This window comes from Pseudoalteromonas sp. P80D2 (assembly GCF_036680945.1).
GTDB lineage: Bacteria > Pseudomonadota > Gammaproteobacteria > Enterobacterales > Alteromonadaceae > Pseudoalteromonas > Pseudoalteromonas shioyasakiensis.
The window spans coordinates 183,300-205,448 of record NZ_JAZDAR010000029.1; the positions used below are offsets into that span (position 1 = coordinate 183,300).

A 22,149-nucleotide genomic window follows, 5' to 3' on the forward strand; every position below is an offset into this window, starting at 1 on the left:
ACCTTTCACCTCGAAACTCGTTTCTTGTAACTTAATCACTCACCCGTTTTAAACTGTTTGGCGCGCTCTTCTGCGTCAATTAAGGCTTGTGATTTTGGCTGTTTGGTTTTGCTTTCTATCACAGGCTTTTCGTCTGAATTTGGGTCCCAGGTTGGATCAAGCGATAAGTTCGCAAATGGATTATACGGCTTATCATCTTGTTGCTCTGGCTCTTTGTCGGCTTCTTCACTTTTTTCTTCAGGCGTTTCTTCAAGCTTATCGTCGTTACTCAGTTCGTCAGACAAATCAACAGTTTCTACCGCTGGCTGTGACGGCTCTTCTACGTTAACGGAAGCTGGTTCATCTTGTAGTTCTTGTTCTAACGCTTGTAAGGCTTTAGCTAAATCATCATCGTTAATGTCGTCGTGTTCTTCTGCTGGGTTTGGCGCAGTGACTGTGTGCTCATCTTCATTAAAATGATCTGCAAACGATAAATCATCACCCATCAGTGACGATAAGTCATATTCAGGCACTTCATCTTTAGACGGTTCTTCGTCGGTAATCGGCTCTTTAGTTGAGTATTCATCAAAACCAAACGATGACGAACTCGTAAAGCTTGGCTCTTCAAATTCTGGTTTCTCAAACTCATCGATTTCCGGCTTTTCGAGTTCTTCTATCTCAGCTAATACTGGCTCATCGTCGGCAATCGGTTCTTTAGTTGAGTATTCATCAAAGCCAAACGATGACGAACTCGTAAAGCTTGGCTCTTCTAATTCTGGCTTCTCTGGTTCATTGTTATCAGTATCTGCAAATGGCTCAGTTGTAAGAGGCTCGTCTTCAATAGGCTCTTTGGTTGTGTACTCGTCAAAGCCAAATGATGACGAAGCAGTATAACTCGGTTCTTCTGATTCCGGCTGTGTTTCAGGCTCGTCTTGCTGAACGTCATCAGCTTGCGGCTCAGCTTCCTCGTTGATGCTATACGTTGAATCAAGGTTTGCTAATTTTAGCTCTTGTTCTAGGCCGCGCTGCTCATCCAAAAAGTCGTCATCAGCGTCGTTTGTATTTTTCTCGTCGTAACCAAGTTCAAGATCTTCAAATTGATGGGCATCAGCAAAGTCTTCTGCTGGTGGTTGTTCAGGTGAAGTTTCAGACTCTTGTTCTTCTTTATCACGCTGAGCACTAAAGTGCATAAGCTCAGAAAGCTCGTCATTATTATCTGTTTCGGTTGCAGTAAATGTATCGTTGGCAAGCGGGTAGCTGTCTTCATGAGGGTGCTCTTGTTCTTCAGCCAGCACTGCGGCTGTTGCTTCTTTGAGTTCCTCAGCTTCTTTTTCTGCGGCAGCTTGTGCTTCTGCAGCTGCTTTAAGGGCTTTAGCTTGCATTAGGCTTTGTTCAAGTTCTGAATCGGCGTCTGCTTTTTTGCTTTGACGAATACGCACAATCACTAAACCTGCAACAAGTAATACCAACAACACAATTAAGCTTGGCATTAATAATGAGCTTGAAGAGCTATCGCTGCTTGCAGGAATAGGTTCTGGCATAGGTGCGGGTGTTGGCGCAGGTTTTGGTGCGGGTTCTGCTTTTACTTCAGGTTCAGCTGGATTTTCAGCAGTTGCAGTCTCAGCACTTTGGGTTTTAATTTCAGTGGCTTGATCTTGAATAGCAGAGCTAGTAGTTGATTCTACTACAGGTTCTTCAGGAGCATCAGAAATCGTAATACGGTCAACTTTTGCTGGTATTTCGGTTTGTTCTGCAGAGGCACTTGTTTGTTCGGCAAGCTCTGGTTCTTGAACTTCTGGCTCAATTGCTGGCATTTGCTGTTCGATAGGCTCAACGGTTTGCTCTGCAATTGGTGCCGTAGTTTCTTCAGGTTCTGCTTGAATAGCGCCTGAGTGCACCCTAGGGTTAGCCGCTGCAGTTGAATTAACTGGGGCTGTTTCTTTCGTTTGTTGTTCTAGTTTTTCGAAAGCAGCTGCATTGTTTACTGGCGTTGGATTTTTGCAGTTTTTCTCATAGTTTCTGGCAGCTGAGCGATAGTTTTTATTGCTGGTGTTAAAGCGGTATTCATGCATTTGCTGTTTTAACAAAATACACATGGCTTCGTTGTACTGCGCTTTACTCGTAAAGCTTAAGCTTAGGAGTAATAAGAGAAAAGTTGTTTTTATAATTGGCATAAGTTCCGGACCAGTAAGGTTTAGTCGATGACCTAACAGTTAATTAATTCTAAGCTGAGACGAGTAATTTATCCACATTTGGTTAACAAATTAAGCGTATTCGTAGTGGTTAATCAATTACCATGAGCGCACGGTATTCGTCGTAAGCAAATTGGTCAGTCATTCCGCTTATGTAATCTTGAATTAAGCGGCAGCGATAATAGAACTCGTAAGCGGCAAAATGATCCGGTTCGGCTTTTAGGGCATCAATGGCTTTTTGGTAGCTATTTAAATGTTTATTAGATAGTTTTTTAACCAGACGAGTTTCAATTAAATAGTTTTGATCGCCTTTTAACACGCGTTTAAAAGCATCAGCATCAAGGGCTAGTAAAGGTTTATAGCAGTCAAGTAAACCGCTAATTATTCGATAACCCTGTAGCTCTAATCGCTCTACTTCTTTGTGGCAAAATACATGCTTTAATGCCACTTGTTTTAAGGTGAGCGTGACGGCGTGCAAGTGACTGCGATCTTCTAATAAAGCCTGATTAAAATCACCGTGGTAAATGGCTTCAATATTATTAATAAACCGCTCTGCTGCGTAGCTTACTAATGGGTGTAGCAAGGTCACGCGCAGGTAGATAAAAAATTCGCTGTTAAAATTGTACGGCTGCTCTTGCGCTTTACTTAACGCATAATCAATGGCTTTTTCGGCAAAGTCGCTGTGTTTGGTATCGTCTATGGTTAGGTTTGTGAGTGTGCGGGTGTATTGCTCTTTTAGCTTTTCGCAAAGCGACTCAACACTAATAATGCCTTTTTCTACCGCATCTTCAATATCGGCCAAACAATACGATATATCGTCAGCGGCCTCCATAATGTAGCTAGCAGGATGACGGCAGTATTGCTCAATTTCGAGTTCAGTTTGCAGCGCTTCAATAAACGGCTTTTCGCTGAAGTAATAACCCACTTTTTTCATCAAGTAGTTTTTATCTTGCGGGCTGTCTATTTTCGCCATGCTGGCCGGGCGTGTATATTTTAAAATTCCGGCACTTTGGCTGTAGGTTAAGTTTAGAGAAAGTAATGAATGAATTATGCGAATACCTTGGGCATTACCTTCAAAACTTTTTATGTCTTGGGCTAGGTGTTTAAAGATCACACTAATACCAATGCCTTTACAGCGCTCAGGAGTCAGTGCGTCTAAGTGTTTATCAAACCATTGGTTGATGGCTGCTTCGCCAAAGTGACCAAACGGTGGGTTGCCTATGTCGTGCATTAGGCACGCCATTTCTACTAGGCTTTCTAGCGGGCGCTCAAGCCCAGCAAGGCCATATTCTTTTTGTTTTGCATCACTAAGCTTATTAAAAATGGTTTGCACAATAAACCGGCCCACTTGTTGTACTTCAAGCGAGTGGGTAAGCCTTGAGCGCACTGCAGCATTACGTTCGAGTGGAAAAACTTGGGTTTTTTGTTGCAAACGGCGAATTGCAGCACTGTTAATAATGCGGCCCCGATCACTTTCAAGCGCAGTGTGTAAATTATTGGTAGAGCGCATTTCGCGCGCAGGCGTTATTTTTTTACCAAAATCGATCATTTTATATTCCCACAAAGCGGTAAAATCGGGCTTTTGCGTTTTGTTAGCAACATTTTGCCATTTATTAAATTAAATCTAACAGCTTGTATCTTAAATTAAAATATTCATTTTTATTAAAGTTATTACTTTAAATCGTGGCCTTTATTCATATATTATTCAGTTTTACGCACTTCTTCATTATCTTGTATTAGAAAGGAAAGCCTTTTGGCTGTATAGCAATGATGCAAACTTTGTCTCAAAAACCATGGCTACTAGCCAGTATTCTTCTGTGTTGTATTGGTTTAACGGCTTGTAAGAGCACCCCAGAGCCAAGCGCTGAAAGCACCTTAACGGTGGCCGAAAAAAATGCCATCAAGGCCAAGCAGGGTGCACTATATGCACGAGGGTTTTATGAAAGCCAACTTGGTAATATCAACTACGCCTCTGCTAGGCAATGCAGTAACTTTAATTTGCAGAGCCACCGTGGCTCAATTCGTTATGCAGAAAACTCGCTTAACGCGGTAATTGATGCCATCGACAACAATTTTGACGTTGTTGAGATTGATGTGCGAATTACCCGTGACGATGTGTGGGTTGTGCATCATGATGCCCGTACAGGTCGCGAAACAGGCACAGTTGACAATAAGCGCCGCAAAATTGAGTCGATGAGCTATAAAAAAGAGTGGGGCTATTTACGTCATCGTAACCAAGATACCGGGTTACTTACTGATGATATGCCACCTTCATTTAGAGAGCTTGCTGCCACATTTGCGCGCTATCGTAAGCCTCATCAAAAATTGAATATTGAGATAAAATCAAATGCCTCAGTTAACGATTTAAAAATGCTTGATTATTTAGCGTATGAGTTTGTTGGCGGTGGTAACTACTTTTTTAGCAGTTTAGAAATGCGCAACCTGACTCGTATGCGCGATATTAACCCAGATATTTACTTGGCATTTATTCAGTCGCCGGCAAAAGCCTCAATGAATAAGTTAGCAAGTGACCTAAAACGCGGCGCTGGTAGCGACCCAATTTACGAGCGCAACAAAGAAGAGCTTGAGAGCTTACAAGCACTTGGTAATCGCTATCATCGTGAAAAACGTTACGACAGCCCAGTTAAGCTCGATAAATTAGCAAAACAGCTAAAACGTAACTTTGGTTATGTACTTGATATTCGTCATTACAAGCAAAGTGCAGCACGCTTAAAGCCGGTTGCTAAAGCGCGCGGTATTATGATTGCCACTTATTCTATTAACGGCCACGACTATCATGAGCGTAGCCTATTAGCGCAGTCGCGTTCTCTTCGCCCTGACTCTGTAATTATGGACGATACCGTTTATGGCTTTTGTTCTGTGTTTGAATTACCAAAAATGCAGCCGTATTTTAGCGATGAAGCAGGCGCTAAGTTGATTGCCAGCATGCCTGCTGACCTTGATTTAGAGCGCCTTGATGAGCTGTATGCTTATAAAGGGAATCAGCTTTACCCTGCGGTGGGCGGCACGCTCAAATCAACTCAAGAAAAAACTTATATTCCAAAAGTAACATCGACTCCTTCAGCACCTAATTTAGAAATTGGGACTCGCCAAGCCGATGAAGATTTTAGCCTAGAAACAGATCCTGCTGTTGAACTAGAACTGCGTAAAAAACAATAAGAATAAAATTATGACTGATTTAATAAAGCCGTTTTGGTGGCGCTGTTTGCTACTTGTTTTAGCTACTTTATATTTATTACCCGAGGCAATTTTTAATGCCCAGTTAGTCTCTTTAGTCGGTTTAGGTACCCCTTCGGCAGAAGATCTTGAACACCTTGAAATTTATGGCCGAGCTGTCTCTGGGGTGGGTGTTGCACTGCTGTTAGCTGACTTTTTACCAAAAGCTATGGTTGCCAAAGTAGGCCGTGGGATTATCTCGTTTATCGCTTTATTGTGTTTAGTTTGGCCGGTGGTGTTTTTTGGCCAAAAATATGCCATTGAAAAAACCTTAATTGAGCCTTCAACCGCAGAGCAGCGCCAGTTTGCTACCTACAGTGCTGCACTTAGAGACGCGCTGGCGATTAACTCGATTAAAGTGAACGACCTTGATTACAACCCTGAGCAATTACATAGCTCAGAAAACCTGACCTTTTTGGCGCTGTTTGGTGGCTTACTGTATAGCGATGCCGCCCTTTCAGACAACCTAGAGCAAGATAAGCGTAAGATTATTGCTGCGTTTGTACAGAAAAAAGCGTATCAAGATTTTGATAAACATTATAAAAACTACAGCCAGTTATATGATGAGCTGGTGGTTAAATACAAAGCCTATGCTGATGGCAGTAAAAAGTACAACAGCACTTTGGCAAGTATCGGTGAGCGCGAGCAAGGTTATTGGCAGCAAGTTGAACAAGAGATCAATAGCGGCTGGAGCAAATACCAACAAGCACAAAAAGCCCATATAGCAAAAGCGTCAGCACGCGCACAAAAGTATGGCCCGAAGATTTATGATTACCACCACAGCATTGCAAAATGCCGTGAGCGTTATGATAAAAGCAGTGAAAAAGACCGCCGAAATCGTTGTTATGAACGCGAAGCAGCAGACTACCGAAGCAATATTTTAAAAGCCGGTATTGGCTACATAGAGCCTGATTACTGGCTTATTGAAGAAGATGTTTCGGTTGCTGAAAATGCCGCAGGCACGATTTTAATGGGGGTGCTTACTGGTGGTGTTTATACCGCACTACAAGCTGCTAGTTTAGCAACCGGTGGCGATGGCGGCTTTAAAGACAAGCGCTACAAATACACCGATGACCCAGATCATTACCAGCTGCGTTTTTTACAACATCCAAATTTTCATAAGATGTTTGTGAGTGAAACGGGCTACCCATTTACGATTGAAAACTTAATGGCGTTTCGTGCTCACGAAACAACACAAAAGAAGCTTAGAGGACATTTTGCCAGCAAAGGGTTACAGCTTGAAAGTAACTGGAATGTGAATCAACGCCAAGCATTTGCTAATGCTGTAGCCAATAAGGTTACAAGTGAAGCTAATGCACAATGGCAAAGCGAAATGCGCAAACGCGGCATGAGTTTAAAGCCAAACTTAAGCTGGGTTGCGTTTCAGCTACACCCGCAAATTCAAGCAAAAATTGCAGATAGAATGGGTGACTTATACGTAAAAAACATTCGCGCCGATTGGAATAAAAAGAACTTTAAAGACAAGGTGCTTGATCCAAACATTGCAAAGCGCACCGACAAATACCTTGCCATGCTCAATAGCTCAGAAGGTAAATTTGCTGATGGTGGCGAGTATGCCGAGTACGGTAAACAAGCATTGCGTTCGGTGATTATTCCGCCTATCTCGATGTCGTTGTCACTGTTTTTGATTTGCTTAACCTTTAGCAAGCTGCCGTTAAAACTGTGGCAATTGATTAAACCTAAGCAAGAAAAGCAACCAACCACTGCTGTATCTGTTTTGCAAAAGCTGATTATGCCTGCGCTGATTTTGATAGTGCCAGTAATGTTTGTGCATAACACCTTTACCGAAGACGACCAAAGCCCTGTTAACTACTTTTTAGACAAGGTCGATGAGTCGAGCAATCCGGTGTTTAGTTATGCGATTCGTTGGACTTTGCATGCCCAGCCTTTACTGCATCCGCTTGGTTTAAAGTTTGAAGAAAAATTGCATATTTACGAGAGCTTTAGCCCGCTGAGCCATGCTTTAGCCAAGGTTGATATTTTGCGCCACGGCGATGCCAGTTTAAGTGCTGAGCAGCAACAGCGTAGACAATATCTGGTTGAGCAAAAAACTAAACTTACCATTACTACAAACCCGGCGAACGCCACTATTCGTATTATGAATATCGGCCCTAAATATCGCCCCGGCATGACATTAAAAACTGGCGCTTATGATATTCAAGTGTCGGCGCCTGGGTATAAAACGTATCGACGTTGGCATCAAGTAGATGCTGGCGAACAAACATTAACCATTGATTTAAGCAATTAATTAAGCAAGGAATGAAAATGCAACATTGCCAAAATACGGTGTATGCCACCGATCTTCACTGTTGTGATTGTGGAGAAGCTCTTGAGCAAAAAAGACAAATGCACACGGTTGAAGAACTCAGCCCTGACTTGCTGGTTGATGTAAAAAATTATGCGCCACAAGCGAGTACGATCACAGGTGTTGTGAAGTCGATGTATTACTATAAGCGCCGTTATAAAACCAATAACGACAACATGCTATATGGTTATTGGTGGCTAGAAGTAGAAGACAAAGACGGCATTATTCATGAGTTTAGTGTTGATGCAGAAAAAGATGTAATTGCTAACCTACAAAAGGGCAATGTGATCACTGCTTTTCAGGAAACACCGTTAACGCTTAATTATCGCATTGCTGATGGTAATGCTAGGCGGGTAGTTAAAAATGACCGCTTTATGCCAGTTGTGATTGTGCATTTTGCCGATCAACAATATCGCAGCTGGGACAAAACCATTAGCCGAAACTACACTGGCGGAACGATATTGTGGCTGGTGCTAAGTGTTATTACATTCTTAATCATGTTGTTTGCTGCAAAGCTTGAGTTTTTGCCTGCGCTACTTGCGTCATTGCCTGTGGCAATTGGGGTGTTTATGGCAGAGCACAACTACCATAAAAAAGCCAAAGCCAAACAAGAAGCAAAGTATGATGCGATTTTAGCGGCAACAGATGTGATGCTATCGACCACCCTAAATCAATTGGGTTATAACATGCTGGCAAGAACGCCAAGTAAGTCAGATGTTATTTGTATTTCGTGCCAGCAGCGTATTAGCCAAGATGCTGCACATTGTTATTGCTGTGGCGCTAAGCAACACGTTGAAGCGATTGCTGAAAAAGAACAGTCACTTGCCAAAGATGATGAGCAAGCCATTAGCATTCAAAAAGCGTTAGAGCCAAGCATAACAAAACCAACCAGTATTGCTGATCTTGAGCATGCCATTATGGATGAGTATAGCCTTGCTTATGAAAACGATTATGTGCATAAAAATGTTTGGGCACGTAACGAAAAAGGCACTATTCATCACCGTGCAGTGCTTGGCAAAGTATTAGAAAAAGAGCAAAGCGCACATGCCAATGAAACCCGCCAAACCGTGACCACCACAGAAACCACAACCACCTATCGAGGTGGCATGTATGTTGGTAGCGATGTAAAAGAGCGCGTTGAGGTTTATCGTAATCGTAGCACCACTTTAAAAGGTGAAATCATGCTCGAAACCGCATCGGGTGAGCCGTTTATTTTTAAAGCGGGTGAAGATTTACTGGGCTCTGTCGATATTGGTGATTGGGTGTATTACGCCTTCAGCAGTGTTGATACCAAGCGTTACTCTGAGTATTACCGTGAGTATGCGGTTAATGTGAGTAAAGACATTAAGTACAACAATTCTTCAGTCAGAAATTTTGGCATGGTGCATGGATTTAACCGTATGGTATTGCTTGGTCTTACGTCAGTAGGGCTAGCGTGGTACTTTGACGCCCGTGATTTTTACCCACTAGTTAATAGACTTGTACCAGATGCTGGCATTGATTTACTCAATAATTACCCGCAAGTGGTTGAACACTTAGATGGCCTACCCGTTGCTGTGTTTATTGTGTTAAGTGTGGTTACAGGCGTTTGGGGCTTTATTTATAGCCAAATAAACGGCTCACGTTTAAAGCGTAGTGTGAAAAAGCTTGAAAGCATGATCACAAAATTTTCAAAACAGTTTGGTAAAGTTTCTGAGCAAATTAACAAATTGAACTAAAAAGGGTTTCGCATGCGTATTTGGCAATTAGTTTTAGCGGGTTTATTAGCGTTCAGCTCTCTTGTAAAAGCGGAGCAAGAGCAATCTGTGGTACTTATTTCGATAGATGGATTTCGCTGGGATTACATTGAAAAACACCATGCAAAGCACTTAAAAGCAATCAGTGAACAGGGCGTGAGAGCAAACAAAATGCGCCCTGTTTACCCGACCAAAACCTTCCCGAATCATTTGTCGATTATAACCGGCTTATTGCCTGTTAATCATGGCATTGTCGAGAACCGCTTTTGTGATACTGAGCGTAACGACTGCTACAAAATGGGTAAAGGGAAAGACGATAGCACTTGGGTAAATGGCATTCCGCTTTGGAACCTTGCACAAATGCAAGGCTTAAAAGCCGCCACCTATTTTTGGCCTGAATCAGATGCGCGCTTTAACGGCATGCTGCCTGATTACTTTTATCATTATTCAAAACACAGTGATTACCAAAAGCGTGTTGATCAAATTATTCAGTGGTTGAGCTTGCCAAAAGCACAGCGCCCACGTTTAGTGATAAGTTATTTTTCGTTGGTCGATAGCATGGGGCACGAGTTTGGCCCTGATGCTAAAGAAACTTATGACGCAGTGCAAAAGCTAGATAGTTTAATGGCTGATTTATCGAGCCGTTTAAAAGCGCTTGATGAAAACATTAACTTAGTGATTGTGTCTGATCACGGTATGGCGTCTGTAGAACCAAGCCTTAGTATTAAAATTGATAGCCTGCCGCAAGACGACAACTTCATCGTGCAAAACACCGGCCCTCGGGTTTTATATTATGCAAAACCAGATAGTAAAGCAGACATCAGCGGATTCAGTAAAAAGCTCGCTAAAGCTGCAGATGGTCGTTATATCGTGCTAAGTGAGCAGCAAAAGCGTGATTATCACTACGATAAAGGTCCGCGCGTTGGCGATATTATTTTACAAACCGACGCTCCTCGAGTGTTTACCGACAGTAAAATGGCTGGCTATTTAGGCACTCATGGTTACGCTTATAGCGAAGATATGGCCGCAACCTTTATCGCCACCGGCCCCGCCTTTAAACAAGGCCTTCGTTTAGACGAAGTAAGTAATTTAGATGTGTACCCGCTGATCGCCAAAATTCTAGCCCTTGAGATTTTAAGCCCAATCGATAGCGACGGTGAAAGTTTATGGCCCGCGATTGAGGAGTAGGTGTGAGTTGGTGAGGGGAAAGGCTTTAGGGGAAAGGCGCTAGGAGTTAGGCGCTAGGCTCTAGGTTTTGGGCTCTAGGCGTTAGGGCGCGATGTAAAATCGCTGGCTTTTAGTCGTTAGAGGTCAGATATTAGATATCAGCCGAACTGTGGGGTTGGTTAGGTCGTGTGCTTTTCTCAGCGATTTTAACCTTTTAGGAGCTCTTGTAGGAGGTACTTTAGTGCCGAATAGAATCAAACATAAATGAGAGCGGTCAGCCTTCAGCCTTCAGCTTTCAGACGCGCGAAACAAGTTTCACGCCTACGAATTAAGACATTCGGTTCTAGGAGCTGGGTGCTAGGATTAAGGCGCTAGGACGCGATGTAAAATGGCTAGCTTTTAGTCGTTAGAGGTCAGGTATTAGATATCAGCCGAACTGTGGGATTGGTTAGGTCGTGTGCTTTTCTCAGCGATTTTAACCTTTTAGGAGCTCTTGTAGGAGGTACTTTAGTGCCGAATCAAACATAAATGAGAGCGGTCAGCCTTCAGACTTCAGCTTTCAGACGCGTGAAACAAGTTTCACGCCTACGAATTAAGACATTCGGTTCTAGGAGCTGGGCGCTAGGTTCTAGGCGCTAGGACGCGATGTAAAATCGCTGGCTTTTAGTCGTTAGAGGTCAGATATTAGATGTCAGTCGATCAGTGGGGTTGGTTAGGTCGAGTGTTCTTCTCAGCGATTTAAGCCTTGTAGGAGGTACTTTAGTGCCGAATCAAATATAAATCAGAGCGGTCAGCCTTCAGCTTTCAGACGCGTGAAACAAGTTTCACGCCTACGGGGAAACAATTGGTGCTAGGATTCAGACTCTAGGATGCGATGTAAAATCACTGCTACAGACTCGTTCCTCGTATCTCGTTACTCGTATCTCGTTCCTCGTATCTCGTTCCTCGTATCTCGAAACTCGCTAACTTTCCCCTTTCCCCTTGAAACTAGCAACTCGTAGCTAGCAACTCGTACCTCCTCACCTACAACTTCGTTACCCACCCGTATTCACCATGGCTTTGAAACTTGTAGCTTTGATTACCGGCATCAAATTGGCCTTGTAGGGTGTTTTCTGTAAGGGTCATCACGGCTTGATGACCTGTTTTAGTTTGATCATTGACCTTGCCAAATACACTTCTATCGCCATTGCTGGCTTCAATAATGTTACTAATTTCTACGGTGTAACTAAGGTATTCGTCGATCACTAAAATAAAGTGATCGCCAGGTTGTAGGGTTTTTAGGGTGTCTAAATCAAATTCGCTGAATGCGGTGTTTGCTAATTGGTCAGGCAAACGGCCTTGTTTGTATAGGTAATCGTGCGCATGATTAGATAGCTGATTAAGTGGCGCAGTTAAGTTCACAATAGGCTGTGGGGCTATTTGATCGGCTTCTGCTTTGTAAGAGGCAACAAACTGCTGTGTGCTTGGTTTTGTTTTAAAACCATCACTTTGAATGTGCCATTCATTCAGTGCAAATGCTGTAAGTGGCAGAATGAAGATTAATGCAAGCGTCCTGTTCACATGTTTCTCTTACGGGGTTTTATGTTAACTCATTGTTAGTTTTTACCTCAAGTTAACAACTTGATCAATAGTTAATCACTAAGTAGTGGTTTTTATTATCGTGTCGATAAAATTAATTTGTTTTACTCGGCTCTGAATGCTGAGCATAATCCGCGTTTTTTTGTCACCGAAACTCCAAGACTAGAGGTACCGACCATGCGCGGGTGGATCATTTATAAAGATAGCCAAGGCTTGTTAAAGCAAGAAACCTATGAAGTAGAACGTTTACTTGCTGCAGCCAAAGAAGAGGGTATAGATTTACAAGTTTACTCGCCAGATCAATTTGATCTAACTATTACCCGTGAAGACGGTAAAAGTATCTTAATTGATGGTCAATCTGTTGAATTACCAGACTTTGTTATTCCTCGCATGGGTGCAAGTACAACCTATTTTGCGCTGGCGATTATTCGCCACCTTGAGCGTTTAGGCGTTTATTGTGTCAATAGCTCGCAATCAATCGAAACAGTGAAAGACAAACTGTTTGCACAGCAAATTCTTGCTGAATGTAATTTACCTACGCCGAATACCATGTTGGTTAAGTTTCCGGTGAATATTGATTTGGTTGAAAAGCAAATTGGCTTTCCTGTGGTTATTAAAACGTTATCGGGCTCGCAGGGCAGTGGCGTGTTCTTATCAAAATCAAAAGAAGAGTTTGATGACTTAATGCAGCTGATTGAAGCGGCAAACCCACAAGCAAACATCATTTTACAGCAGTTTGTTAAGTCGAGTCATGGTCGTGATTTGCGAGTACTTACTATTGGTGGCCGTGCTGTTGCGTGTATGGAACGTAACTCGCAGGGTAAAAACTTTAAAGCTAATGTCAGTGCTGGTGGTACAGGTAAGTCATTTCCTATTACGCCAGAAATCGAATGGCTTGCAACCCAAACTGCGAACGTACTTAACCTTGATGTGGCTGGCATTGATTTATTGTTTGATGAGCAGCACTTTAAAATTTGTGAAGCAAACTCAAGCCCTGGCTTTGAAGGCTTAGAAGGTGCGTTGGGTATTGATGTAGCCAAAGAGATTTTGCACTTCATTCGCATTCGTTTAGGTATTTTTGATAAGCCAAAAGTTGTCGAAGAGCCTTGTTTAGAGGCCGTTTAAACTTTCAAAAGGCGTGTTTATAACACGCCTTTTTTGTGTCATCTGTATAGTAAATAAATCTTAAAATACTACAAAAGTGTACAGTGCCATCAGGCAAATCATAGGATATGGTAGATTTTTAATTGCCAAGGAGTGTGTACATGAGTCAGCTCATCAGTCGAGCAACCGCGGGGTTAGTGGCCGTTATTATTGGCTTTACCAGTTCAATCGCGCTTATTTATCAGGTTGTTATGGTGTTAGGTGGCACACCTGATTTAGTTGCCAGCTGGGTGTTAATGCTTGGTCTTGCGATGGGCGTCAGCTCGATTGCGTTGTCTTATTACTACAAAGTGCCCATTCTTATCGCGTGGTCAACAACTGGGGCGGCACTCCTTATTTCAAGTGCCCAAGGGTATAGCTTAAACCAAGCTGTTGGTGCGTTTATGTTCTCTGCTGCGCTGGTGTTTTTGTCTGGAATTACCGGCGTGTTCGAAAAAATGATGAACAAAATTCCAAGCCAATTGGCCTGTGCCATGCTTGCAGGCGTGCTGGTGAATTTTGGTATTGATGTGTTCAACTTTATGAATGAGCTACCTTTAGTCATTGGTTTAATGGTGGCTGTTTATTTATGTGGCAAGCGCTATTTCCCACGCTTTGCTATGCTTGCTGTGGTTGTGGCGGGCTTTTTAATGGCAGGTGTAACAGGGCAAATTGATACCTCTAGCTGGCAGTGGAAAATGAGCGAGTTTGCTTACATTGCGCCTGAGTTTGACTTAAACGCTATGATAAGTGTTGGTTTGCCGCTGTTTATTGTGACCATGACGTCGCAAAACTTACCGGGTATTGCTGTTTTAAAAGCGCACCAATACAAAGCCCCTGTATCGGCAGCGCTAAATGTAACCGGACTATTAAATGTATTTATTGCACCATTTGGTGGTTATGCCATTAACCTGGCGGCTATAACGGCTGCCATTTGTATGAGCCCTGAGGCCGATAAAGACCCAAGCAAACGTTATTGGGCAAGCATTGCTGGTGGTGTTTTTTACATTATTATGGCGCTCCTTGCGGCAACCTTGGTCGGTTTGGTAGCAAGTTTGCCACAGGCATTAATTTTGGCGTTGGCAGGTATTGCGCTATTTGCCACCATTGCGAGCAGCTTACAGCAAGCCTTAACAGAGGCTTATTATACCGAAGCTGCTATCGTGACCTTTTTAGTTACAGCTTCAAACCTAACTTTGTTCTCTGTTGGTTCTGCATTTTGGGGGATTGTTGCAGGTACGGTGACTTTGGTTATGACACGTAAAGATTAATGACACGCTTCAATATTAAAAAAGGCCCTAGTTACTGTATATAATAGCTAGGGCCTTTTGTTATTTAAGTAATGGTTTTATTACTTCAAACATCGCATTGATATGGTCATCGCGGGTATTCAATGCAGGAATGTAGCGGTACTTTTCACCGCCTGCGTGTTCAAAGTTTTCGCGGTTTTCGCCTTCGAGTTCTTCTAACGTTTCTAAACAGTCAGCACTAAATGCAGGGCTTAGAATTGCAACGTCTTTAATACCTTCAGCAGGATAGCTTTCAAGGGTTGCGTCTGTGTATGGCTTCAACCATTCAGCTTTACCAAAACGGCTTTGGAAAGTTGTTACAGCAAAGTCTTTCTCAAAGCCAAGTTTCTCTGCTACTAAACGGGTGGTTTGCATACAAAAGCAATAGTAAGGGTCGCCGTTTTCTAAAAACAGTTTAGGTGTACCGTGGTACGAAAACACCAATTTTTGCGGCGTGCCATGGGCATTTAGATCTTCGCTAATGCTAGCGGCTAGGGCATCAATGTATGTTGGGTTGTCGTGATAGCCATTAATAAAGTGTAGCTCAGGCACCCAGCGCCACTTACGAAGAACATTCGATACAGCATCAAACGTTGAGCCAATAGTAGTGCTTGAATATTGCGGGTACATTGGCAGTACAATCACGCGAGTGATGCCTTTTTCGCGCAGCTCTTCAAGGCCCGCTTCAATTGAAGGGTTTCCGTAGCGCATGGCCATGACCACTTCAGTGTCGTGGTGTCCTTTGTCTTTTAAAAGGGCTGCCAATTTTTTGCTTTGCTCTCGGGTAATATGCGTGAGCGGTGAGCCGTTTTCAGTCCAGATGCTTTTATAAAGTGCCGCTGAGCGTTTTGGGCGTAACGTAAGTACAAAGCAATAAAGGATGATCATCCAAATAAAACGTGGGATCTCGACAATTCGAGGGTCCGATAAAAACTCGCGTAAATAAGTTCTAAGTGCCGCGGTAGTAGGGGCGTCTGGGCTCCCTAAGTTGGTCAGTAAAATGCCCGTTTTTTTGTTGAATCGGCCGTCATGAGGCTTATCGGTAATGGCGGAAAATCGCGACACTGAGTGCTCCTATATGAAGTAATCGTAATATAAATCACATTGTAACGAAGTAAGCTGATTATGTGATCACTTTATTCGCTAATTTTTGATCATGATCCTGAAAGGATTCGGTTTTCTTGCTTCAAGCTGCTGCAGCTTTGCAATTGATTTTGCGCCAAACACATGCCCTTTAGGTAATAACAAAATACCGTCGTAGCTTCTTAGTGCGTGCCCAAGTACCATGCCGTTTTTAAGATCTTGAGCCGAGATAATGTTCATGGTGCCGACTTTTTGATCGCTCGCACAGGTTATTTTAATGCTATCTAATACTTCTAAAATTTTTGGGTGATAGTGAGTGCCGCTGTATAGCCGTAGCTGATCAAGTGCGCTTTCGTAACGGCTGTTATCTTGTACAGTGATGTGCGCAATTGCCTGCCAGAAATCGCGGGCTACCGCTAAAATCATTGCCGTAATTGGTATTTCTTTGCCCTTTAAGCCCTTCGGTGTGCCCGAGCCATTGTAGTGTTCAAATTGGTAATAAATAGCCTCAGAGACATCATGTAAATGGGTCGCTGGCATGAGCATCAGTTGAGCGGTACTTGGGTGGGTGTAAAAGATTTTTTTTTGGTTTTCGGTTAGTTCTCTTGTTGGCTTTTTATAAAGCTCAGGCTCCATGGCGAGCAAGCCTATTTGTGCAAGATAACCTGCCATTTCAGCTCTTTCGATATGTTGTTTATCTAAACCAAGTTGCTCTGCAATTTGCTTGCTGGTAGCGGCGATGTTTTGCGCTTGCATACCATCAAGGTACGGATTGGCGTTTATAAAGTTATATAAAATCTCAAAAGTACTGCGATGCTCGTGTTTTTCACGTTCGTTGACTTCTTCGAGTTGTTTGAGCACTTTTCGAATTTGTAGAGTGCGCTTTTCTACCATTTGCTCAAGGTTGTTGTTGAGCTCTTTTAACTGGCTGTTTTGCGCTTTGATTTTTTTCTCTAACTGCTTGTTCTGGCGCTTTAATGAGGTTTTTTCTATGCCATCACTAATATTGCGTAGCAGCAACTCGTTCTGCCAAGGCTTTTGAATATAAGCATGAATTTTACCTTTATTGACCGCAGCAATGGTGTTGTCGATATCTGAGTAACCGGTTAGCAAAATTCGGTGTGGTTCTGGGTCTATATTAAGTGCTTGCGCAAAGAAGTCGGCGCCATCCATGTTTGGCATACGCATGTCGCAAATGATCACATCAAAGCTATAAGTAGCCAAAACCTTTAGCCCTTCAAGTGGATCTGAGCAGGCTTTTGCAGTGATGTTATTCGCTGATAACAGGCGCAAAAGAGTCCTCAAGACGATTTCGTCGTCATCAATGCATAAAACCTGAATATGTTGCTTGCTAACTTGTTCTGCCATACCGTTTTACTATGAGTCATCGTTAATCAATAACATAGCCTTAAATCAAGCCTTGTGCTAGGTTTTAAAAGAGACAAACAGAGTTTGAGACGAATATGGATGACTTTAAGCAAGCCTATTTGTTAGAAAAAGCGGCCAGAGAAGAAGCTGAACAATTGCTCGCAGACAAAAGCCGTATTCTAGTGGCATTAAACAGTGAGCTTGAGCAAAAAATTGCTGACTTAGAGCATCATCAAGCTATGTTCATTCAAGCCGAAAAAATGGCCACTTTAGGCACTCTTTGTGCTGGGGTTGCCCATGAAATAAATAACCCTCTTGCCTATAGCATTAGTAATGTCGATTGTTTAAAAAATTACTGTAATTACTTTAGCGAGTTACTTGCTGTATGTGATGAATTTGCCTGCAACGATACTGATAAAGCCACGTTTTGTAAGCAGTTAACAGAGCTTAATAAAGTGCACTCGTTTCGCTTTATGGCTGATGACTTACCTGAACTAATAAGCGACACCTCACAAGGCTTGCAAAGGATCAGTAAAATTGTTGCCAATTTACTGGATTTTTCTCGGCCAAAAGGTCACGACAAGCAATTTGCCGATATGACCGAGGCGGTAAAAAGTGCCGTTAAACTACTAGCAAACCAACTCCGTGATTGTAATTTACAAACCCAATACAGTCCTATATCGCAAAGTTGGTGTAACTTACCCGCAATAAGCCAAGTGATTGTTAATATCTTAATTAATGCCAAACAAGCTTGTGATAATTTAAGCGCAAAAGCTGAAATATCCGTTGCTGTGTATGAACTTGATCAGCATATTTATATCGATGTTGAAGACAATGGCGCCGGTATGTCAGAAGAAACCATTGCGAAAATATACGATCCCTTTTACTCCACCAAACCTGTTGGAGAGGGTACCGGCATGGGGATGACCATGGTATATGCCATAGTGCATGAACATCAAGGATGTATTGATATTCAAAGTACAGAAGGAATGGGCACACGAATTAGCTGCGTGTTCCCGGTACAAAGTCAGGTTAGGAAGACTGTAACTAGCTGACAGTATTTCAGTTGTTGCAAAAATTTGTGAATTCGCTAGGGTAGGAATACACCCTTACCAAAACAACATGTAAAGGCTCAATATGCTTAACCAACAAAGTTCGGATGTATTTAAAAATTACCTCGCTAGTCAAAGCGAAACTAATCAAGTCAGCTTGGATCAAGTGATTGGCTATATGTCTGGTTTGTTAGCCTGCTCAGAGTTTTTTGGTGAGTCAGAGTTAGCAAATTATATTGCCGATAATGATGAAGCGGTATTCAACACCTTAATGACAGATTCAGAGCCGCGCGATGCAATGATTGAGCTGCTCGACAACGTTACCGAAGCACAAGTTGAACAAAAGAAAATCTTAGCCGAATTATACCCAAATGAAGTTAACAGCAATGAACCAAGCCAAGCACTACAAGACTTTTGTAGCGGGTATATTGCAGCGTACATTGTGAACCAAGATATTTGGCACAGCGATTTACAATTTTTACTCAAGGCTGATTCGCAGCAAGAAAACGAAAGCGAAGATGGCCAGTTGTTTATTGATAATTTTGAAGCAACACTCGATTTACTTACTACTTTTGCAATGTGGGATCAGGCGCTGGCAAATCATCCTGAACCAGAAAAACTAGGCGAAGGGTTTGTCACCTTCTTTAATGCGCTAGACGAGAGCTTATCTGAGATTGCCACTATGGCGTTAATGCTTGAAGATGAAAAACTGGCGATGCTTGAGCAAGATCAGTAAACATTTCCCTCCTCAGTGGAGATAAGCTGATAGTTGCATTATTTTGCTTATTTCTACTGAAAAATGAATAATCCCAACCTTAAAAACTCCATTAATACTACAAATGGAAATATTTATACCTAAGTCGTACCTGATTTTTCTTTCATTTTGTGGATTTGTTGATAGGATGTTTTGCAAGAGTTAATTCGCAGGCTTGAGTTAGCTTTCAAAATCGTGATTTCTAAAATCAACAACACGTGCTTAGTGCTTTTCTTAATTTCTCCAAAAGGGGCGTCTTTTTGTTTTAAGGAAAGCCGGAATATCAACAGGATACACATGACAACACATTCTTTAAGTATGCTGGCCGTTGCGGTTAGTGTGGCTGTTTCTGCGACTTCAGTGCAGGCAGCAGAGCAAGCATCTGCTGTAAAAGCAGATAAAAACATCGAACAAATCTCTGTATTAGGCTCGCGGGTTGCCAATCGTACGGCTACCGAATCAACATCGCCGGTTGATTTGATTGATGCTGACGACTTAAACAAAGGTGGTTTCACTGAACTGGGCCAAAGTCTGCAAGCGACGGCTCCTTCATTTAACTTTTCTCGTACGCAAGTGTCAGATGGCTCTGACTTATTTAGACCTGCGACTCTTCGTGGTTTACAGCCAGACCAAACGTTAGTGCTTATAAATGGTAAACGCCGCCATAACCAATCTATTTTTGGTTTAAATGGTACTGTAGGTGCCGGTGCTGCGGGTACCGATATGAATGCGATTCCGCTTACTGCGTTAAAAGGCGTTGAAGTACTTCGTGATGGTGCTGCTGCGCAATATGGTTCTGATGCGATAGCCGGTGTTATCAACTTATCGTTAAACGATTCAACGGGTGTAACAACGGGCTATGTGCAAGCGGGTAGCACGGGTGAAGGCGATGGTGACACTATTTCAATGGGTTTAAACCGTGGCTTTGATTTAGGTGATGAAGGCGGCTTCATTAACCTTTCTTTAGAATACCGTGATGCTGATGGCACCAACCGAGCTGAACGTGATACTGGAGGCTCAGTTGATGTACCAGCCGGTACGCTGTCTGACGAAGTTCGTTGGGGACAGGGTAATGCTGATAGCGAATTTACCACTGTGTTTTATAACATGGCATTACCATTTGGTGAGACCGAGCTTTACTCATTTGGCGGATACTCAAACCGAACTGCGCTAGGTAATGGTTTTTACCGTAACTTTGACCAAGCAGCGAAGAACGTTGTGCAAGTATATGGCGATGGCTTTTTACCTCGTATCGATAACGAAGCCGAAGATATTTCGTTTTCACTTGGTTTGCGCGGAGAGTTAAATCCAGATTGGAGCTATGACGTATCTGCCGTATATGGTGAAAATAGCTATGACTTTACGTCAAAAAACACCCTAAACGCCTCTTATGCTGCTGAATATGTAGCGAATAACCCTGATGCAAGCGATGCTGATATTGCTGCTAATGCGGGCCCTTCAGGCGGATACTCAGGTGGCTTTAGATTTGATCAAACAACCGTTAATGCAGACCTTAATGGTATTGTAGATATTGGTCGCAGCGAGCCTTTATATGTATCTGTGGGTGCTGAGTACCGTAAAGAAAATTATGAAATCGTGCCGGGCGAAGAAGCCTCTTATGCATGTGGTTTAGCTAATTCAGATACCTCATACCCTGCGGTAAACGACAGCAGCGTATTCGCTGAGTGTGGTTTCCAAGCTTATAACGGTTTACGCCCTGAAGCGTCAAACAAAGAGAGCCGTCACAGCTATGCATTTTATGTAAATGCCGAAACGCTGATCACGGACGCATGGCAAGTAAGCACAGCGCTTCGTTATGAAGACTTCTCTGATGCAGGTGATGACATCATTGGTAAGCTAGCAACGCGCTATGAAATTACCGATGACTTTGCCGTGCGTGGTGCGATTTCTTCTGGCTTTAGAGCACCATCACTGCAACAAAGTGCCTATACAGCCTACACCACCAATTTAGGTGCTGGTGGCGTGTTATTGCAATCATTCACAGCAACAGCGGGCTCTGATTTTCCGTCAGCACTTGGCGTTGATAGCCTTGGCCTTGAAAGCTCAGAAAACTTAAGTGCAGGTTTTGTTTACAACGTAACTAGCGATTTATCGCTAACCGTTGATTTTTACCATGTTGCTATTAAAGACAGAATTACCCTTGGCAGCTTAATGTCGGCGGACGATGTTTCATTTAGTGCCGAGGCCGTGGCCGCGCTTAATGCAACAGGAGCACAGCAAGCTAACTACTTCTCAAACTCAGTTGATTCAACCACCAAAGGGGTTGATATTATTGCTTCGTACCGCACCGATTTGTATGACGGTAATTTCTCAGCAACCTTTGCGGGTAACATTAACGAAACTGAAATTGATGATGTAAATGCACCTGAGGGGATTCCTGAGTCAATCGCCCTTGATGATTTACAACGTAGTTTCTTAACAGACGGTCAACCTGGTGAGCGTGCAACGCTAACGTTTGAATACGATCGTGGTGATTTCAACAGCATGCTACGCTTTAACTACTATGGTGAAACAGACGTTAAATACTTTGGTAATGACCACATTGGTTTACCTGATGAGTTATCACCTACCGGTGAGTTTAAAGACACAAGCACGGTAGAATCAGCGGTATTAGTGGATGTTAACGTGGGCTATCAGCTAACTGACGAACTCATGCTATCGGCGGGTATTGATAATATCTTTGATGTAACGCCAGACGAGCTAGGCGAAGATGAAGCGCTTGATTTTATTACGAATAAAGCATTCAAATACCCTGTTCGAGCACTACCTTATGGTTTTGATGGTATGACCTACTATGCAAAATTAAGTTTTAGTTTTTAATTCCTAAGTTGATATGAAACTTAAATAGCGCCTAACGGCGCTATTTTTTTGCTTAATTGTATTATTCGACATTTGTCGCTCTAATTAATGACAGCTGTCTTTAATTAGAGAGTTGCAAGGGGAAAGTTAGCGAGAGTAAAGGGGAAAGTTAGCGAGAGTAAAGGGGAAAGTTAGCGAGTTTCGAGGTGCGAGATACGAGAAATGAGATGCGAGACACGAGTCTGTAGCAGCGATTTTATATCGCGTTTCTCTCGAACCTAGCCATGTAGGCGTTATGCTTGCGTGGCGCGCGAAATAAATTTCACGCCTACGTCGAGTAGTCTTATATTTGTGTGGTGTTTGAGTGTTGTGCTTCAATGAAACCGGACACTAATTTAGGTGGTATTATTACCACTCAAACAGAG

At 42.7% G+C, this 22,149-nt stretch carries 14 protein-coding genes; 9 read left to right on the forward strand and 5 right to left on the reverse strand.

Going from position 1 to position 22,149, the window contains the following annotated elements; genetic code table 11:
* Positions 1-35 precede the first annotated feature (35 nt).
* The gene (locus VRK28_RS08470; protein ID WP_332393741.1) at positions 36-2,153 is read right to left on the reverse strand and encodes a hypothetical protein; all 2,118 of its coding nucleotides are present in this window, start codon (positions 2,151-2,153) and stop codon (positions 36-38) included.
* Positions 2,154-2,262: 109 nt separating this feature from the next.
* On the reverse strand, positions 2,263-3,720 hold the full coding sequence (gene dgt / locus VRK28_RS08475; RefSeq protein WP_054563229.1) for a dGTPase: 1,458 nt from the start codon (positions 3,718-3,720) through the stop codon (positions 2,263-2,265).
* Between the two features lie 221 nt (positions 3,721-3,941).
* Here dgt and VRK28_RS08480 point away from each other — a divergent pair, with 221 nt between their 5' ends.
* From VRK28_RS08480 to VRK28_RS08495, 4 genes are read left to right on the forward strand one after another with little or no spacing between them, the layout of a single operon-like run.
* Positions 3,942-5,351: a glycerophosphodiester phosphodiesterase family protein gene (locus VRK28_RS08480; RefSeq protein WP_156426487.1), complete on the forward strand. Its 1,410-nt coding sequence runs from the start codon at positions 3,942-3,944 to the stop codon at positions 5,349-5,351.
* Positions 5,352-5,361: 10 nt separating this feature from the next.
* Entirely contained in the window at positions 5,362-7,677 is a 2,316-nt protein-coding gene (locus VRK28_RS08485; protein ID WP_332393743.1) for a PEGA domain-containing protein, read from the forward strand.
* A gap of 17 nt (positions 7,678-7,694) precedes the next feature.
* Positions 7,695-9,452: a hypothetical protein gene (locus tag VRK28_RS08490; RefSeq protein ID WP_332393744.1), complete on the forward strand. Its 1,758-nt coding sequence runs from the start codon at positions 7,695-7,697 to the stop codon at positions 9,450-9,452.
* Between the two features lie 12 nt (positions 9,453-9,464).
* Entirely contained in the window at positions 9,465-10,658 is a 1,194-nt protein-coding gene (locus tag VRK28_RS08495) for an alkaline phosphatase family protein (RefSeq protein WP_332393745.1), read from the forward strand.
* A gap of 1,002 nt (positions 10,659-11,660) precedes the next feature.
* Here VRK28_RS08495 and VRK28_RS08500 read toward each other — a convergent pair.
* The gene (locus VRK28_RS08500; protein WP_058584454.1) at positions 11,661-12,197 is read right to left on the reverse strand and encodes a hypothetical protein; all 537 of its coding nucleotides are present in this window, start codon (positions 12,195-12,197) and stop codon (positions 11,661-11,663) included.
* Between the two features lie 195 nt (positions 12,198-12,392).
* Here VRK28_RS08500 and VRK28_RS08505 point away from each other — a divergent pair, with 195 nt between their 5' ends.
* Both VRK28_RS08505 and VRK28_RS08510 read left to right on the forward strand, forming a co-directional pair.
* Positions 12,393-13,340, forward strand: coding sequence for an ATP-grasp domain-containing protein (locus VRK28_RS08505; protein ID WP_062564751.1), 948 nt, complete (start codon positions 12,393-12,395; stop codon positions 13,338-13,340).
* A gap of 140 nt (positions 13,341-13,480) precedes the next feature.
* Positions 13,481-14,629: a benzoate/H(+) symporter BenE family transporter gene (locus tag VRK28_RS08510; protein WP_175083103.1), complete on the forward strand. Its 1,149-nt coding sequence runs from the start codon at positions 13,481-13,483 to the stop codon at positions 14,627-14,629.
* Between the two features lie 60 nt (positions 14,630-14,689).
* On the opposite strand, the gene hemH is transcribed toward VRK28_RS08510, so the two are convergent.
* Positions 14,690-15,712, reverse strand: coding sequence for a ferrochelatase (gene hemH, locus VRK28_RS08515; RefSeq protein WP_054553442.1), 1,023 nt, complete (start codon positions 15,710-15,712; stop codon positions 14,690-14,692).
* 78 nt (positions 15,713-15,790) lie between these two features.
* The gene (locus VRK28_RS08520) at positions 15,791-17,098 is read right to left on the reverse strand and encodes an HD domain-containing phosphohydrolase (protein ID WP_332393746.1); all 1,308 of its coding nucleotides are present in this window, start codon (positions 17,096-17,098) and stop codon (positions 15,791-15,793) included.
* 95 nt (positions 17,099-17,193) lie between these two features.
* Here VRK28_RS08520 and VRK28_RS08525 point away from each other — a divergent pair, with 95 nt between their 5' ends.
* The 3 genes from VRK28_RS08525 to VRK28_RS08535 all read left to right on the forward strand — a co-directional run bounded on the left by VRK28_RS08525 (position 17,194) and on the right by VRK28_RS08535 (position 21,745).
* Positions 17,194-18,153: a sensor histidine kinase gene (locus VRK28_RS08525; RefSeq protein ID WP_332393747.1), complete on the forward strand. Its 960-nt coding sequence runs from the start codon at positions 17,194-17,196 to the stop codon at positions 18,151-18,153.
* Between the two features lie 82 nt (positions 18,154-18,235).
* Positions 18,236-18,886 (forward strand): UPF0149 family protein, encoded by a 651-nt coding sequence (locus VRK28_RS08530; protein WP_054563239.1) that lies wholly within the window; start codon positions 18,236-18,238, stop codon positions 18,884-18,886.
* Between the two features lie 315 nt (positions 18,887-19,201).
* On the forward strand, positions 19,202-21,745 hold the full coding sequence (locus VRK28_RS08535; RefSeq protein WP_332393748.1) for a TonB-dependent receptor plug domain-containing protein: 2,544 nt from the start codon (positions 19,202-19,204) through the stop codon (positions 21,743-21,745).
* Positions 21,746-22,149: the final 404 nt, after the last annotated feature.